The sequence below is a fragment of the Vibrio hepatarius genome, from assembly GCF_043642085.1.
In the GTDB taxonomy this organism is placed as follows: domain Bacteria; phylum Pseudomonadota; class Gammaproteobacteria; order Enterobacterales; family Vibrionaceae; genus Vibrio; species Vibrio hepatarius_C.
Genome location: NZ_JBHZSA010000007.1, coordinates 70,459 through 85,023, shown reverse-complemented (window position 1 = coordinate 85,023; position 14,565 = coordinate 70,459). Strand labels below are relative to the sequence as shown.

The 14,565-nt window shown below is 44.3% G+C and carries 17 protein-coding genes; 5 read left to right on the top strand and 12 right to left on the bottom strand.

Translation table 11 applies throughout. From position 1 onward, the window contains the following. Positions 1-5: 5 nt before the first annotated feature. Positions 6-983: a DUF3080 family protein gene (locus tag ACHUFZ_RS14685; protein ID WP_394127730.1), complete on the top strand. Its 978-nt coding sequence runs from the start codon at positions 6-8 to the stop codon at positions 981-983. On the opposite strand, the gene ACHUFZ_RS14680 is transcribed toward ACHUFZ_RS14685, so the two are convergent. Both ACHUFZ_RS14680 and ACHUFZ_RS14675 read right to left on the bottom strand, forming a co-directional pair. Further along, positions 980-2,935 carry a DNA topoisomerase III gene (locus tag ACHUFZ_RS14680; RefSeq protein ID WP_394127818.1) on the bottom strand — a complete coding sequence of 652 codons (1,956 nt, stop codon included), beginning with the start codon at positions 2,933-2,935 and terminating at the stop codon, positions 980-982. The two genes, ACHUFZ_RS14685 and ACHUFZ_RS14680, sit on opposite strands and share 4 nt — an antisense overlap. Positions 2,936-3,031: 96 nt before the next feature. Continuing rightward, positions 3,032-3,367, bottom strand: coding sequence for a Grx4 family monothiol glutaredoxin (locus ACHUFZ_RS14675; RefSeq protein WP_053440283.1), 336 nt, complete (start codon positions 3,365-3,367; stop codon positions 3,032-3,034). A 304-nt stretch (positions 3,368-3,671) separates the two neighbouring features. Between ACHUFZ_RS14675 and sodB the strand changes: the two genes are divergently transcribed. From sodB to ACHUFZ_RS14660, 3 genes are all read left to right on the top strand, one after another. After that, positions 3,672-4,256: a superoxide dismutase [Fe] gene (gene sodB / locus ACHUFZ_RS14670; protein WP_134835292.1), complete on the top strand. Its 585-nt coding sequence runs from the start codon at positions 3,672-3,674 to the stop codon at positions 4,254-4,256. 132 nt (positions 4,257-4,388) lie between these two features. Beyond that, positions 4,389-4,892: a VC2046/SO_2500 family protein gene (locus ACHUFZ_RS14665; RefSeq protein ID WP_394127729.1), complete on the top strand. Its 504-nt coding sequence runs from the start codon at positions 4,389-4,391 to the stop codon at positions 4,890-4,892. Between the two features lie 203 nt (positions 4,893-5,095). Continuing rightward, complete coding sequence (locus tag ACHUFZ_RS14660; RefSeq protein ID WP_053440286.1) at positions 5,096-5,758, top strand: SDR family oxidoreductase; 663 nt, start codon at positions 5,096-5,098, stop codon at positions 5,756-5,758. 15 nt (positions 5,759-5,773) lie between these two features. Here the strand turns inward: ACHUFZ_RS14660 and ACHUFZ_RS14655 are convergent, their stop codons facing one another. From ACHUFZ_RS14655 to ACHUFZ_RS14610, 10 genes are all read right to left on the bottom strand, one after another. Further along, a complete protein-coding gene (locus ACHUFZ_RS14655) occupies positions 5,774-6,223 on the bottom strand; it encodes a low molecular weight protein-tyrosine-phosphatase (RefSeq protein WP_394127728.1) in 450 nt (149 codons plus the stop codon). A gap of 153 nt (positions 6,224-6,376) precedes the next feature. Further along, complete coding sequence (locus ACHUFZ_RS14650) at positions 6,377-6,823, bottom strand: F0F1 ATP synthase subunit epsilon (RefSeq protein ID WP_134835288.1); 447 nt, start codon at positions 6,821-6,823, stop codon at positions 6,377-6,379. A gap of 16 nt (positions 6,824-6,839) precedes the next feature. Next, complete coding sequence (atpD, locus tag ACHUFZ_RS14645) at positions 6,840-8,225, bottom strand: F0F1 ATP synthase subunit beta (protein WP_394127727.1); 1,386 nt, start codon at positions 8,223-8,225, stop codon at positions 6,840-6,842. Between the two features lie 20 nt (positions 8,226-8,245). Continuing rightward, positions 8,246-9,112, bottom strand: coding sequence for a F0F1 ATP synthase subunit gamma (atpG, locus tag ACHUFZ_RS14640; RefSeq protein WP_394127726.1), 867 nt, complete (start codon positions 9,110-9,112; stop codon positions 8,246-8,248). A 37-nt stretch (positions 9,113-9,149) separates the two neighbouring features. Continuing rightward, entirely contained in the window at positions 9,150-10,691 is a 1,542-nt protein-coding gene (gene atpA, locus ACHUFZ_RS14635; RefSeq protein ID WP_394127725.1) for a F0F1 ATP synthase subunit alpha, read from the bottom strand. Between the two features lie 12 nt (positions 10,692-10,703). Next, positions 10,704-11,252 carry a F0F1 ATP synthase subunit delta gene (locus ACHUFZ_RS14630; RefSeq protein WP_394127724.1) on the bottom strand — a complete coding sequence of 183 codons (549 nt, stop codon included), beginning with the start codon at positions 11,250-11,252 and terminating at the stop codon, positions 10,704-10,706. Positions 11,253-11,269: 17 nt separating this feature from the next. After that, entirely contained in the window at positions 11,270-11,740 is a 471-nt protein-coding gene (locus ACHUFZ_RS14625; protein WP_394127723.1) for a F0F1 ATP synthase subunit B, read from the bottom strand. A 56-nt stretch (positions 11,741-11,796) separates the two neighbouring features. Continuing rightward, a complete protein-coding gene (atpE, locus tag ACHUFZ_RS14620; protein WP_004414863.1) occupies positions 11,797-12,033 on the bottom strand; it encodes a F0F1 ATP synthase subunit C in 237 nt (78 codons plus the stop codon). 51 nt (positions 12,034-12,084) lie between these two features. Continuing rightward, on the bottom strand, positions 12,085-12,855 hold the full coding sequence (atpB, locus tag ACHUFZ_RS14615; RefSeq protein ID WP_394127722.1) for a F0F1 ATP synthase subunit A: 771 nt from the start codon (positions 12,853-12,855) through the stop codon (positions 12,085-12,087). After that, positions 12,856-13,272: a hypothetical protein gene (locus tag ACHUFZ_RS14610; protein ID WP_004418297.1), complete on the bottom strand. Its 417-nt coding sequence runs from the start codon at positions 13,270-13,272 to the stop codon at positions 12,856-12,858. A gap of 666 nt (positions 13,273-13,938) precedes the next feature. Between ACHUFZ_RS14610 and cobO the strand changes: the two genes are divergently transcribed. Beyond that, positions 13,939-14,544: a cob(I)yrinic acid a,c-diamide adenosyltransferase gene (gene cobO, locus ACHUFZ_RS14605; protein WP_394127721.1), complete on the top strand. Its 606-nt coding sequence runs from the start codon at positions 13,939-13,941 to the stop codon at positions 14,542-14,544. Positions 14,545-14,565 lie beyond the last annotated feature (21 nt).

Below are 14,565 nucleotides of genomic sequence, written 5' to 3'. Positions count from 1 at the left end.
ATTAGATGCGTATTCGTTTATTTACCACCTCATTCGCTGCCATGCTGCTCGTTGGTTGCGATAATCACTCCCCTGCTACTCTGTTTACGACTTATTTAGACAGAGTAGCCAGTGTGCAAGACGCCCCCGTATTAGAAGGATCCTCTCTAAACCAAGCTCTACCAAGAAAGCGCGAGTTATCGGTGGACATTCCCCCTATTTCACTTGGGTTACTCGACAGCTATCAGCTAAGACAATGTGGTCTATTTCAACTTATCGCTGAACGTAACTCTGTATTAGGCAAGGTAGCGGACCAATTTAGCAACTACGATTACCAACATGCGCTTTTGCTTGGCTTAACTCAATGCATTACCAATAACGACATTTCTAATGAGCTAAAACAAACCCTTCAGCAGATAAAGCAGCAGAAACAGCTCCATTTACCGATGCACCAGTGGAACTTGCTCTACACAAGCGATGCGATGCAATCTCAATTGAGTGGTACGGAGTGGCTGAAGGAAGGGATTGGCGCGCAGGTTAAACAAGTAAAAAATGCACTCTCTACTATAGCGAACACCTTTGACAATCCAGAGTCGACAGCAGAGCTCACCCGAATACAGGAAACATTAGAAAAGACTCCTATTGTTGGTAACCTTAACTATTCGCTTGTCCAAGCGACTTGGCATCTGGCAACAGTTACTGAGCAGCTTTACCGTTACGACAGTAAGATTATTTGCGGTCCGCAGAGAGACATCACCAAATATCGTTACCTCAACAATGTCTTCGAACAACGCTACATTGGGACGATTCAGCCTTACCTAGCAACACTCGATAGCTATTATCAACAGTTGACTCAGATATCGCCGCTCTTTGCCCCTAAGCCTGAACTTCATGACTATGTTTATCCATTAGAGAGCAATCACCAAGCCTTTCGCGATGCAATTAAAGTACATGTCGGTTACTGGCAACAACTATTCAAGCGCTGCGGGAGAAAAGTCGGTTAGGACTTCTTTGCCCGTGAAGTGGTTGACGTTTTCTTGCGATAACCACCTTTCTTTTTCTTGAACGCTGGTCGCTCTACTTTGGGTAGGTGGCGCAATGACTCCGGAACATCGCCGGTTTTTACTTGGTCCATTAGATTATTGATTCGAGTTTGCAACGCTTGCATAAACGGCGCATACGCTTGATTGCGCTCTGCCATGCCTTGCAGCTGATGCTCCCAGTGAGCCGTCATATCTGGGTAAGTGGAATCAGACGGCAACGCATGCACTAACCCCCTTCCTGCTGGGCTACTGATAATCGATTTACCTTGTCGAGTGAGTAACTGACGCTTGAACAAGGTATCCAAAATGCCCGCTCGGGTTGCTTCTGTACCTAAACCATCAGTCTCTTTTAAGATTTTTTTCAGCTCTTTATCTTCAACAAATCGTGCAATACCCGTCATGGCTTGCAGCAAGGTTGCTTCGGTGAAATGTTTCGGCGGTTCAGTTTTACGATCCTTAATTTCACCTTCACGACAGGTCAGCACCGTACCTTCAGCCAGTGGAGGCACTGTATCAACACTGGCATCGTCGTCATCGACCTTGCCCATCAGCTCTTTCCAGCCAGCAGAGACCAGTTGACGCCCTTTCGCGATGAAGGTGCCACCAGCAATATCAAACACTAACTTCGCTTCGGCATAGACTGCTGCAGGGTAGAACTGCATCAGGTATTGGCGCGCGATCTGTTGATAGATTTTCATCTCATTCCCCGACAATCCATTCACGGAGGCTTTTTTCGGTGTTGGGATAATGGCGTGGTGAGCATCGACTTTGTTGTCGTTCCAAGCTTTCGATTTCAAGCTTAAATTTGCTCCATTCACAGCTTGGCTTAATTCATTGGCATTATTGGCAATCGCTTCACAGACACTGCCCGCTTGAGCAAAATGCTCTTTTGGCAAGTAACGACTATCGGAACGCGGGTAAGTGATCAGCTTGTGCTTCTCATACAGAGACTGACAGGTATCTAGTACTTGTTGCGCACTCATACCAAAGCGCTTAGCCGCATCAATTTGCAATGCAGAGAGTGAGTAAGGCAGTGGCGCGGATTGCTTAGTTTGCTTTTGTTCTGACTCAACGACCGTAGCTGGTTGATTGGCAATGCGATTAGCCACATTCTCAACCAGTTTACGGCTAAGTACTCGACCCTCTTCATCTTGATAGGGTTTACAAGCTTCACTCGGCTTCCAACGTGCACGAATATCAAAAGCGCTGTTACCATCTTGATAAGGGATTAGCGCATGCAAGGTGAAGTAGTCACGCGGGATAAAGTTTTCTATCTCTTCGTCACGTCTAACCACCAAGCCCAATACAGGTGTTTGCACACGACCAACCGAAAGCACTCCTTGGTATCCCGCTTTTTGCCCTAGTAAGGTATAAGCACGCGACATGTTCATGCCATATAACCAGTCAGCACGAGAGCGAGCCAGTGCAGATACCGACAAAGGAATAAAGTCGCGATTGCTGCGCATCTGATTAAGCGCGCGTTTCACTGCAGGCAAGTTAAGGTCACTAATCAACAAACGCTGAGTGGCTTCTTTCTTGGTTTTACTAACTTTACAGTAATCGAGTACTTCATCTACTAGCAGTTGCCCTTCTCTATCAGGGTCTCCGGCATGAATAATTTGATTGGATTCTTTGAGTAGCTTCCGCACTACCGTAAGCTGTTTGCTCGCAGACTTTCTTGGTCTTAGCTGCCACTGTTCAGGAACAATGGGTAAGTCGGCTAAATTCCACTTTTTGTATCTGTCATCGTAAGCGTCAGGCTCTACTTGTTCTAACAAGTGGCCAATACACCACGTCACCACATCGCCATTTCCACAACGGATAAAACCTTGATCGTTTTTTTTCGGGCCAGGTAGTGCAGCGGCAATAGCTCGACCTAAGCTGGGCTTTTCGGCAATAAATAGACGTGACATAAAGATTAGATACACAGATACAATAAGGGCCACATTATCGAATGTGGCCCTTATAAATCAATAAAAAACTGTAAATTTAAACAGTATTTTTAATTCTTACTCTTCGTCAGAACCTGCACGTTCAGCCGCTTCTTTGATTAGAGGCTGAAGTTCACCTTTCTGGAACATTTCAATGATGATGTCACAACCACCGATTAGCTCGCCTTCAACCCAAAGTTGAGGGAATGTTGGCCACTGTGCGTAAGCTGGAAGCTCTGCACGGATATCTGGGTTTTGTAGGATATCTACATAAGCGAACTTCTCGCCACATGCCATAAGTGCTTGAGCAGCTTGAGAAGAGAAACCGCAGCTAGGTAGTTTTGGTGAACCTTTCATGTATAGAAGGATCGTGTTTTCTGCGATTTGCTGTTTGATTTTATCGATAGTTTCCATTGCTTCCTCTTTAATGGAGTTACTGCAAATATTCTGCATATTCTAAACCATTAGCACAGAATAAAAAGCCTATAATATGTATGGTTATAATTTGTGTGCGATGGCAACAGCCGTCACCAGAAATTTGTTGTCTTTTCAGATAGAAATTTACCGTCAGTGCTTTTAATAAAGTAAAAACTTGATAAACTAGATGACAAGTCAGCAAATTGACCATGGTTGGCACTCTGTGCGAGCCATGAATAATAAATATCACTGGAAGCAATCGAAAGGGTCTTCCCCTTTCATCTAAATGGAGAATCGAGCAATGGCATTTGAACTACCAGCTCTTCCTTACGCGAAAGACGCACTTGAACCACACATCTCTGCAGAAACTCTAGATTTCCACCACGGTAAGCACCACAACACTTACGTTGTTAAGCTAAACGGCCTTATCCCTGGTACTGAGTTTGAAGGTAAAACTCTAGAAGAGATCGTTAAGACTTCTACTGGCGGCGTATTCAACAACGCAGCTCAAATCTGGAACCACACTTTCTACTGGCACTGTCTAGCGCCAAAAGCTGGTGGTGAGCCAACAGGTGCTGTTGCAGACGCAATCAACGCTGCTTTCGGTTCTTTCGAAGAGTTCAAAGCGAAGTTCACTGATTCTGCAATCAACAACTTCGGTTCTTCTTGGACTTGGCTTGTTAAGAAAGCTGACGGTTCTCTAGAAATCGTTAACACTTCTAACGCAGCAACTCCTCTAACTGAGGAAGGTACTACTCCACTTCTAACAGTTGACCTATGGGAACACGCTTACTACATCGACTTCCGTAACGTACGTCCAGACTACATGAACGCATTCTGGGCTCTAGTTAACTGGGACTTCGTTGCAGAGAACCTAGCTAAATAATCCTTCCTTATAGGATTTAAAATTTAGTCGTATAAAAAGCCAGCACTTAGCTGGCTTTTTTCATTTCTATTGCTGATTTATCTAAAGTTTTCTGCCCATACGTCGCTATAAAAGCATCATACGAGGGGCAATATGCAAATCCATACTTTAGACAAAGCAGCCATAATTAACGAGCTTGGGTTCGGCACGGGGATTAACCACGCCGTTCATGAAGGTCGTCGTGCTGATTTTGCGCTAATTTTGTCTATGTTCTCAAATGATGTTCGCGACAATACTCCTGTCGAGAAAATCGATGAAATTGACACCTCAGAACAAGCTCTTCGTAAACGATTCGAACTCCAGCCCCCTCAGCCATTGTGCTCAGTTCAAAGCTCGTACGATATATCGGCGCAGCAAGCTTCTTTATTTCACAGTTCAGGCCTGCCAAGTGCAAAGCTCAGTCACTATCTCACGCCCGATGCGCTTACCTATCTGCCAGAAGACACTCATGGCCTTCCTGAAGAGGTTTACCACAACCTATCTGGCCACCAGCGTCGCGCGATGAGAGAAAAAGAGCCCAAAGAATTAATGCCGGTCGATTTATACAACCAGTTGATCAAAGCACAGCGTACTTTCCAGATCCAAGCTCAAGCCTAACGATCGTTTAAGATCACATTTTGGCCGTCTCATTTTTCGGACTTTGTTAGCAAGGCTGCTCGATAATGTGAATAAGGCCAAAGATTCATAAGTTGTCATATAATCCGGCCAGTTATTTGACCTTATTCACAACTCAATAACAGTTAATCTACCATGCTATGTGGACAAGTTTTCACGCTGACATAGCTTATGGGGGTAAGCAAATGGATATTAAAAGTGCTGTAGTATTAGTGACATCCGCCGGTTCGCAGGTAGGAAGTACACTTGCTTACCACTTCGCTTCACTAGGGGCGACAGTCGTGTTGTGTGATAAAAGTAGTCCACAGTTGCAGCACACTTATCAACTATGTCGCGAGATCTCTGAACAAGTCTATCAGTTCAAAGTTTCGGATCATTCATTGCAATCGATTCAAGATTTATTTGAGTTTATGGATCAACGCTTAAAACGTTCCCCCGACGTATTGATCAATACACTGACCGCACAAGCTATGCCGAATATTTTTGATCAACAAGCGAGTGATGTGTTCACGCAGCGTCTGTCCTTAATGGCCGCAACAATGTTTAGCTTCGGTCAGGCGACCGCAGAGAGAATGCGTAAAGAAAAGAAGAATGGCGTTATCGTCAATGTCATTTCTCATCCTGAATATCAGGACTTATCTGGATTTGATAACGCAACCTCTATGGTGGCAGGGTTTACTCAAAGTTGGGCCAAAGAACTCACACCATTCAACATCCGTGTTGGCGGTGTGGTACCGACTTTAGAGCACAACAATACTCACTGGGCTGAGATTCAGGATGAGCTCATTCGCAACACTGAGTACATCGTCTCCAATGACTATTTCAGCGGCCGAGTAATGGCAGCCTAAAGACCTTATTTAGCCTCAAAGCGAGCGCAACACTCGCTCTGATGCCTCTTCAATCAGATCTAGCACTAGCTCAAACCCTTTATCGCCACCATAGTACGGGTCAGGTATTTCGTCGTAACCTGAATCACCGAACTCCAAAAACAGTTTTAGTTTGTATTTGAAGTGTTGCGGACACTGATCCTCTAAATCGGACAGATTGTCTCTATCAGCCGCTAAAATCAGGTCAAACTCTTCAAAATCGGTGGCAACAACCTTTCTCGAACGAATACCTTTAAACGAGTAACCGCGCTTCTCACCCGCTGCTTTTGAGCGAGCATCCGGTGGATTCCCCTGGTGATAACCAATCGTCCCCGCTGAGTCGACCACAACTGGAATATTCAATTGCTCCGACTTTGTCCGTAAAATCGCTTCCCCTGTTGGAGAACGGCAAATATTCCCCATACAAACGACCAGTATCTTGTTCATTTTCATCCCTAAATAATGTTTACGACTAATCCATCATAACGAAAAACATTAGAACTAAAAGCGAGAAGATTATCTCTTTTGAGGGGTAAGCGAGATCATTAGACACAAATCAAAATAAGGGAGCATGATTAGCCATACTCCCTTACTTCCCGATCAATGACGATTCAAACGACCTACCAATTCTACCGCTCGCAATTGAGCCAGTGCTTTATTGAGTTCTAGCTGTGCTTGCTCGAAACTCAAGCCTCCCTCTTGATGCTTACTGATATTTTCAAGCGCCATTTGTCGCGCTGCCTCTGCCCGTGCCTGATCGATATCTTCACCATGCAAAACCGTATCAGCTAACACGGTGACCACGTCAGGCTGTACTTCGACCATGCCACCCGAGATATATAAAATGCTCGGTTCTTTTTTAATGTCAGAGACAAAGCTGGCAATACCAGGTTTTATTTTGCTGATAAGCGGCGAGTGCTGCGGGCGAATACCCAACTCACCACTGGCACCCGATATCGCTAACGCATGAGCGGGGCCTGAAAACAGGGTTCCCTCCGCACTGACAATTTGCAGTTCAAAGGTATTTTCATTAACGGCTATAGCCATATGACCTCCTAACGCCTTATAACGACTTCGCTTTTTCTAGCACTTCATCAATTGAACCACAGTACAAAAACGCTTGCTCAGGGATGTCATCATATTGACCAGCGAGTAACCCTTTAAAGCCCTTAATAGTCTCTGTTAATGGCACAAACACGCCTTTCTGCCCAGTAAACACTTCCGCTACGTGATAAGGCTGAGTCAGGAAACGTTCCACTTTACGTGCGCGAGAAACTAGCTGCTTATCTTCTTCAGACAGTTCATCCATGCCGAGAATAGCAATGATATCTTTCAGCTCTTTGTAACGCTGCAGTGTCATCTGAACATTTTGCGCCACATCGTAGTGCTCTTGACCAACAATCATTGGGTCAAGTTGGCGTGACGTCGAATCCAAAGGATCAATTGCAGGGTAAAGACCGAGCGCTGCAATGTTACGTGACAATACAACTGTCGCATCTAAGTGAGCGAACGTGGTTGCCGGTGAAGGGTCGGTCAAGTCATCGGCTGGTACGTATACCGCTTGGATAGAGGTAATCGAGCCTGTCTTGGTTGAGGTAATACGCTCTTGAAGCACCCCCATTTCTTCAGCAAGTGTTGGCTGATAGCCAACCGCAGAAGGCATACGGCCAAGCAATGCCGACACTTCTGTCCCCGCTAAGGTGTAGCGGTAGATATTATCGATGAATAGCAACACGTCACGGCCTTCATCACGGAAACGCTCCGCCATGGTAAGCCCAGTCAGCGCAACACGTAGGCGGTTACCCGGTGGCTCGTTCATTTGACCGTAAACCATCGCAACCTTATCGAGAACGCCGGCTTCTTTCATCTCGTAATAGAAGTCGTTACCTTCACGAGTTCGCTCACCAACGCCAGTGAAAACCGACAAACCTAAGTGAGCTTTTGCAATGTTATTGATTAGCTCCATCATGTTTACCGTCTTACCAACCCCAGCGCCACCGAACAGGCCAATTTTGCCACCTTTTGCAAAAGGACAAACCAAATCAATCACTTTTACCCCGGTTTCGAGCAATTCAGAAGAGTTGGATTGTTCTTCATAGCTCGGTGCTGAGCGGTGAATACCATAATTCATTTTCTCGCCGATGGGACCGCATTCATCAATCGGTTCACCCAGCACGTTCATGATACGACCTAAGGTTTCTTCACCAACAGGCACCGTAATTGGCTCACCTGTTGATTGCACACTTAAGCCGCGACGCAGACCGTCAGATGAGCCCATTACGATACAACGAACAATGCCGCCACCCAGTTGCTGCTGCACTTCAAGAACTAATGAAGAGAACTCTTGATCAACGACACGCAGCGCATCATAAACGCGTGGGCCCGTGTTATGTTCGAATTCAACGTCAACGACAGCGCCGATGATTTTTACAATTTTACCAATACTCATTCTATACCTCAGAATTCTTACTATACCGCTTGCGCGCCCGACACAATTTCGCTCAACTCTTGAGTGATAGCCGCTTGTCTTGCTTTGTTGTAAACCAACTGAAGATCATCAATAAGCTGCCAAGCGTTGTCTGTTGCTGCTTTCATCGCCACCATTCGCGACGCCTGTTCACAAGCGATGTTTTCAACCGTACCTTGATAAACCTGAGATTCGATATAACGTTGAATCAGCTCATCTAAAATGACTCGCGGTTCTTGTTCGTATATGTAATCCCAACGAGACTTTTTCTTCGCCTCTTTCGCGTTCTCATCGATTGGAAAAGGCAGTAGCTGCTTAATCGATGGTGACTGAACAATGGTGTTCTCAAACTCATTGAACGCGATGTACAAACGGTCAATTTCGCCTTGGTTATAATGCTCAAGCATCGCTTGCACAGTACCGAGTAAATCTTCCACTTTAGGTTGATCGCCCAACCCCGATGCTTGAGCGACCACATTGGTCACTCGATGAAAGAAGTTAATCGCCTTTAAGCCAACCAATGTCGCATCAACCTCAACGCCTTTATCACGCCAATGGGTCATCTCAGAAAGCACACGCTTAAATAGGTTATTGTTCAAACCACCACATAAACCCCGATCTGACGAGATAATGATGTAAGCGACTCGTTTTACCTCGCGCTCTTCTAAATACGGGTGACTATATTCAAGCGTACCCGACGAAATATGGCCGATTACGCGCCGCATACTCTCTGCATAAGGACGGTTCTTCTGCATGCGTTCCTGAACCTTACGCATCTTACTGGCGGCTACCATTTGCATCGCACTAGTAATCTTCTGAGTACTATTAATACTGGCGATCTTAGTGCGAATTTCTTTTGTACTGGCCATGGTAAGCTCCGTTTTTAACTATTAGAGAATGACGCCACTACCAAGATTTGAGAGCAATAAACTCGTCAAGAAGCTTGGTAAGCTGAGCTTCAATCTGGTCGTTAAAATCACCGCTTGCGTTGATCTCATCTAACAAATCAGAGAAGTTCATTTTCGCATAAGCGATAAGGCCCTCTTCGAACGCGCCGACTTTCGCCAGCTCAACAGTATCTAAATAGCCGCGTTCTGCTGCGAAAATCACGGCAGATTGCTCGGCAACAGACATCGGGGCGTATTGTTTTTGCTTCATTAATTCAGTCACACGCTCACCGTGGTCAATTTGACGACGAGTCGCATCATCCAAATCCGATGAAAACTGAGCAAAAGCCGCCAGTTCACGGTATTGAGCCAGTGCGGTACGAATACCACCGGAGAGTTTTTTAATGATCTTGGTCTGCGCCGCGCCACCAACACGAGACACCGAAATACCCGGATCAACCGCAGGACGTAAGCCTGAGTTGAATAGCTGAGTCTGGAGGAAGATCTGACCATCGGTAATTGAAATAACGTTGGTCGGCACAAATGCTGATACGTCACCGGCTTGAGTTTCGATGATAGGTAACGCAGTTAGTGACCCCGTTTTTCCTTTCACTTCGCCATTAGTCAAGCGCTCCACATACGCTTCGTTTACACGTGCAGCACGCTCTAGCAGACGTGAGTGGAGGTAAAAAACATCACCAGGAAAGGCTTCACGGCCAGGTGGGCGTTTGAGCAGCAATGAGATTTGACGGTAAGCAACGGCTTGTTTAGACAGATCATCATAAACAATCAGTGCATCTTCACCACGGTCACGGAAGTATTCGCCCATAGTGCAACCCGCGTATGGCGCAAGATATTGCAGTGCCGCTGATTCTGATGCGGATGCCACTACCACGATGGTGTTTTTCAATGCGTCATGTTCAGCAAGTTTACGGACAACGTTGGCAATGGTTGACGCTTTTTGACCTATCGCGACATAAATCGATTTTACGCCCGAGTCTTTTTGGTTGATGATCGCATCAATCGCGAGCGCAGTTTTACCTGTTTGGCGGTCACCAATCACCAGTTCACGCTGACCGCGACCGATTGGCACCATTGAATCGACAGCTTTGTAGCCGGTTTGGATTGGCGTATCCACAGACTTACGGTCGATGACTCCTGGGGCAATGATTTCGACAGCGTGATATTGTTTGGCATCTATTTGACCCAAACCATCAATAGGTTGGCCTAGGGTATTCACCACGCGGCCAAGTAATTCAGGACCCACAGGCACTTCCAGAATACGGCCAGTGCCCATGACGGTCATTCCTTCACTCAGGTCCGCATAAGGGCCCATGACTACTGCCCCAACGGAATGACGCTCAAGGTTGAGTGCTAGAGCATAGCGATTATCAGGCAGCTCTATCATCTCGCCTTGCATAACGTCGACCAAACCGTTGATGGTAATAATGCCATCACAGATAGACACTATGGTGCCTTCATTACGCGCTTGCGTACTTACATTGAATGTTTCAATGCGTTGTTTTATTAGGTCGCTAATTTCTGTTGAATTTAGTTGCATCTTAAATTCCTACTACACGTTCAAGCTGGTCGCGAGACGTTGGATTGAGCTCTGGAGCGAGCCATCAATAACCAACTCACCAGCTTTTACTACAATGCCACCGAGAAGATCGGCGTCGATCTCGTTCGATAATGTGATACGTCGTGCCAGCTTCTTCTCAAGGTACTTGGTCAGAGCTTCAAGTTGGTCTGACTCTAATAGCTCAGACGAATACACGATTGCATCGAGTCTCAAATCACTTTCATCTTTGAGCTCAGAAAAGGCTTCGGCGACGCTGCGCATTACAATAAGACGTTGGTTTTCAGCCATCACCTTAATCAAGTTCTGCATATGCTCATCGATAAAACCCTCACAAACAGAGAACAATAAGTGAATAAAGTTATCCGCTTCGGCTTTACCGCCTTGGTCGAGCGCTTTTACTTGGTTGATTAAGGCTGGTTGCTCAATAACATCCGCAACCAATACCAACGCGGTTTTCCATTCTTCAAGTGACCCATTCTCTTTGGCAAAATCAAAGGCCGCTTTGGCATATGGGTAAGCAATGGTTTGAATATCCGACATTTTGCTCCCCTAAGGCGTTAGATATCTTTGATCATCTGATCAATAAGTTGACGGTTAGTAGCCGTATCCAAATTCTTATTAATCAGCTTTTGAGCGCTTTGAATTACCAGATCCGACATTTCCGCTTTAAGCTCTTGTCGCACACGATTACGCTCACTTTCGATCTCAAGTTCACCTTGAGCAATCACACGAGCTTTTTCGATTTCAGCTTCTTTAACAGACTCTTCAATTAACTGTGCTCGACGTTTTTGGCCCTGTTCGATCATCTTATTGACGTCTTTTTTTGCTTGTTCAATAAGTTGATCACAGTTAGCGCGAGCCAAGGCAAGTTCCTTAGCCGCATCTTCTGTATGGCGTAGCCCTTGCGCGATTTCTTTTTGACGCTCATCGAGCAGAACGACAAGTGGCGGCCAAACATACTTCATACAAAGCCAGACAAAAATCGCAAAGGATATTGCTTGGCCTAGCATCGTCGCATTTAAGTTCATCTCGTCCTCACTTAATTAACGGATAGTACTTAGTTGTTAAATATCGTAAGAATTAATTACGCAACAGCGAAGATAATATATAAGCCGATACCCACGCCGATCATCGGCACCGCATCAACAAGGCCCATCATAATAAAGAATTGTGTACGCAGCATTGGAGTCATATCTGGTTGACGCGCTACGCCTTCCAAATATTTACCCGCTAGATTACCGATACCGGAAGCTGCACCAGCGGCACCTAAACCAATTAACAGTGCACCAGCAACATAAAGAACTGCACTTACCATATCCATAAATAACTCCGATATTTTTTAATGACTTAAAATTTAACTTTAAATATAATTCTAGTGATTCTCTTCCACTGCCATTGCTAAATAAACAACAGTGAGAACCATAAATATAAACGCTTGCAAACAAACAATAAGTATGTGAAATAATGCCCATGGAACACTTAACGCCCATTGCATCCACCATGGCATTAATGCGATCAAGATAAATATCATTTCGCCTGCATACATATTGCCAAATAATCGTAACCCTAAAGAAATAGGTTTAGATATTAACGTTACTAATTCCAGTACAAAATTAACTGGGTAAAGTAACGGATGTTGGAACGGTTGAGTGGTTAACTCTTTAATAAACCCAATTAGGCCTTTTGCTTTGAGTGTATAAATAATCACTAAGAAAAAGACACCCAGGGCCATCGACATCGCCACATTGACGTCTGCAGAAGGTAAATCTCGGAAGTGTTCAAAACCAAGCATGCGAGCAAAAGCAGGAACAAAATCAACCGGTATCAAATCTATCGCGTTCATTAGCAGAACCCAGACGAAAATAGTCAGAGCCATTGGACCAATGAGCTTATCTTTTGCTTGGAAGATCTCACTTACTAGGTTGTTTACAAACTCAAATACCACTTCAACAAAGCATTGCAAACGACCTGGCACACCGCTGGTTCCCTTAGATACAGCAAATCTAAACAAACCAATAAAGAGCAGTCCAAGAATCCAAACCATGAACATTGAGTCCATGTTAATCGCCCAAAATCCCGTACCTTTCGTCAGGAATGTTAGGTGATGCTCTATATACTCATGAGCGGATTGTACGCTTTCCACTTACCCCTCCTTACTATCTGAATTGGGAAGGTATTTATAGAGCAGCGGTGCGACAAAATATCCTAAAAACGTAATAGAATAACTTGTAATCATGACCACATTTCTCATTTTGAAAAAGTGGAAAACCAGAGCAAACGAAATAACCGTATAGACTAGCTTCATGCTTCCACTTAATTGCATTAAATCTTTGATATCAACGTCAGGCCTAAACTTAGCTTTTCTGCTGGCTAAAAACATTCCAAACATTCCTGGTAAAATAGCCAAGATGACACCAATTAATGCGGACTCAATATTTACCCCCCTGTTATATGAAGAGAAAATTTCAAAAATAATTGCGAACAGACCGAAGAGTAACTGACACCACATTATTTTCTTCATCGCCAGTAGTATATCGTCACTAGCAGTACTTTCTTTCATGACTACACCTTTTAGTAGAGTCCTATTTTTGTAACATTTAAGATTCAAATTTAAATAACTAATTAGCCATTTATTCGCATCACCAAAAATGCTTCAAAAACAAATTACTCCTACAAACGATGCATGTGAATTGCAAAAATCGAACACTTTCATTCCATTAATGGTGGGTAAATATTTCTCTCAATTACCGGACGGCATGAATATAAAAGTAGGATTTGAATATGATTTAATGTAGATATTCAATGAGTTAGACAAGAATAAGGCATATAACAAGAACTATGAAACATTCGATGTAATTATACACAAAGGTAATTCCTATATTGTTATGGCTATTTACCTATCGTAATTTTATTCATTCCATTATTTAAATTATTAATTCCATTTAATCAATAATCATATTTTCCTAGCAAAACCATATGCAACCAACGACGAGATAATTAGACACTAATAAGCAATTTGATAAAAAACTGAGGCATTGATAGATCGAGTCCATCGACTCATATTGAGATAAGCTATAAGCACAGTGTCATATTGGTAACTAGTGTGATTATATTTAACTTCTGCTAAACGAGAGGCAGTGACTTGAGTCCCTGAATTATCAATGGTTTTTCTTCACTAACCATTGCTCTATCATAAAGAAAATCTAACGTGTAAAAAGGAATTCCCATGTCTGTAGAAGACGATAAGCAAACGCGTCACAAAGCGAGACAGCAAAAAGTCAAAGAGCAAGTCGATGCTAGAGTGGCTGCTGCTCAAGAAGAGAAAGGGTTACTGCTGATAATCACTGGTAATGGCAAAGGTAAATCCACATCAGGGTTTGGCACGGTAGCACGCGCCGTCGGCCACGATAAGAAAGCAGCCGTTGCACAGTTCATTAAAGGCACTTGGGCCAACGGAGAACGAAACCTACTCGAAAAGCTTGGGGTAGAGTTTCACGTTATGGCCACTGGGTTTACTTGGGAAACTCAAAACAAAACAGCGGATACCGAAGCTGCACAAATAGTTTGGCAAGAGTGTAAGCGCCTACTTACTGATGAATCCATTGACTTAGTGCTGTTTGATGAACTGACCTATATGGTGAGCTATGGCTATATCGATCTTGATGAGGTCGTAGAAGCACTAAACAACCGCCCTAAGATGCAATCTGTGATTATTACTGGCCGCGGCGCTCATCGCACGTTAATTGAAATGGCTGACACCGTTTCTGAGGTGAAGAATGTGAAGCACGCGTTTGAGTCTGGAGTGAAAGCACTGCAAGGCGTGGATTGGTAGCAATAGCATCACTCAAAAATT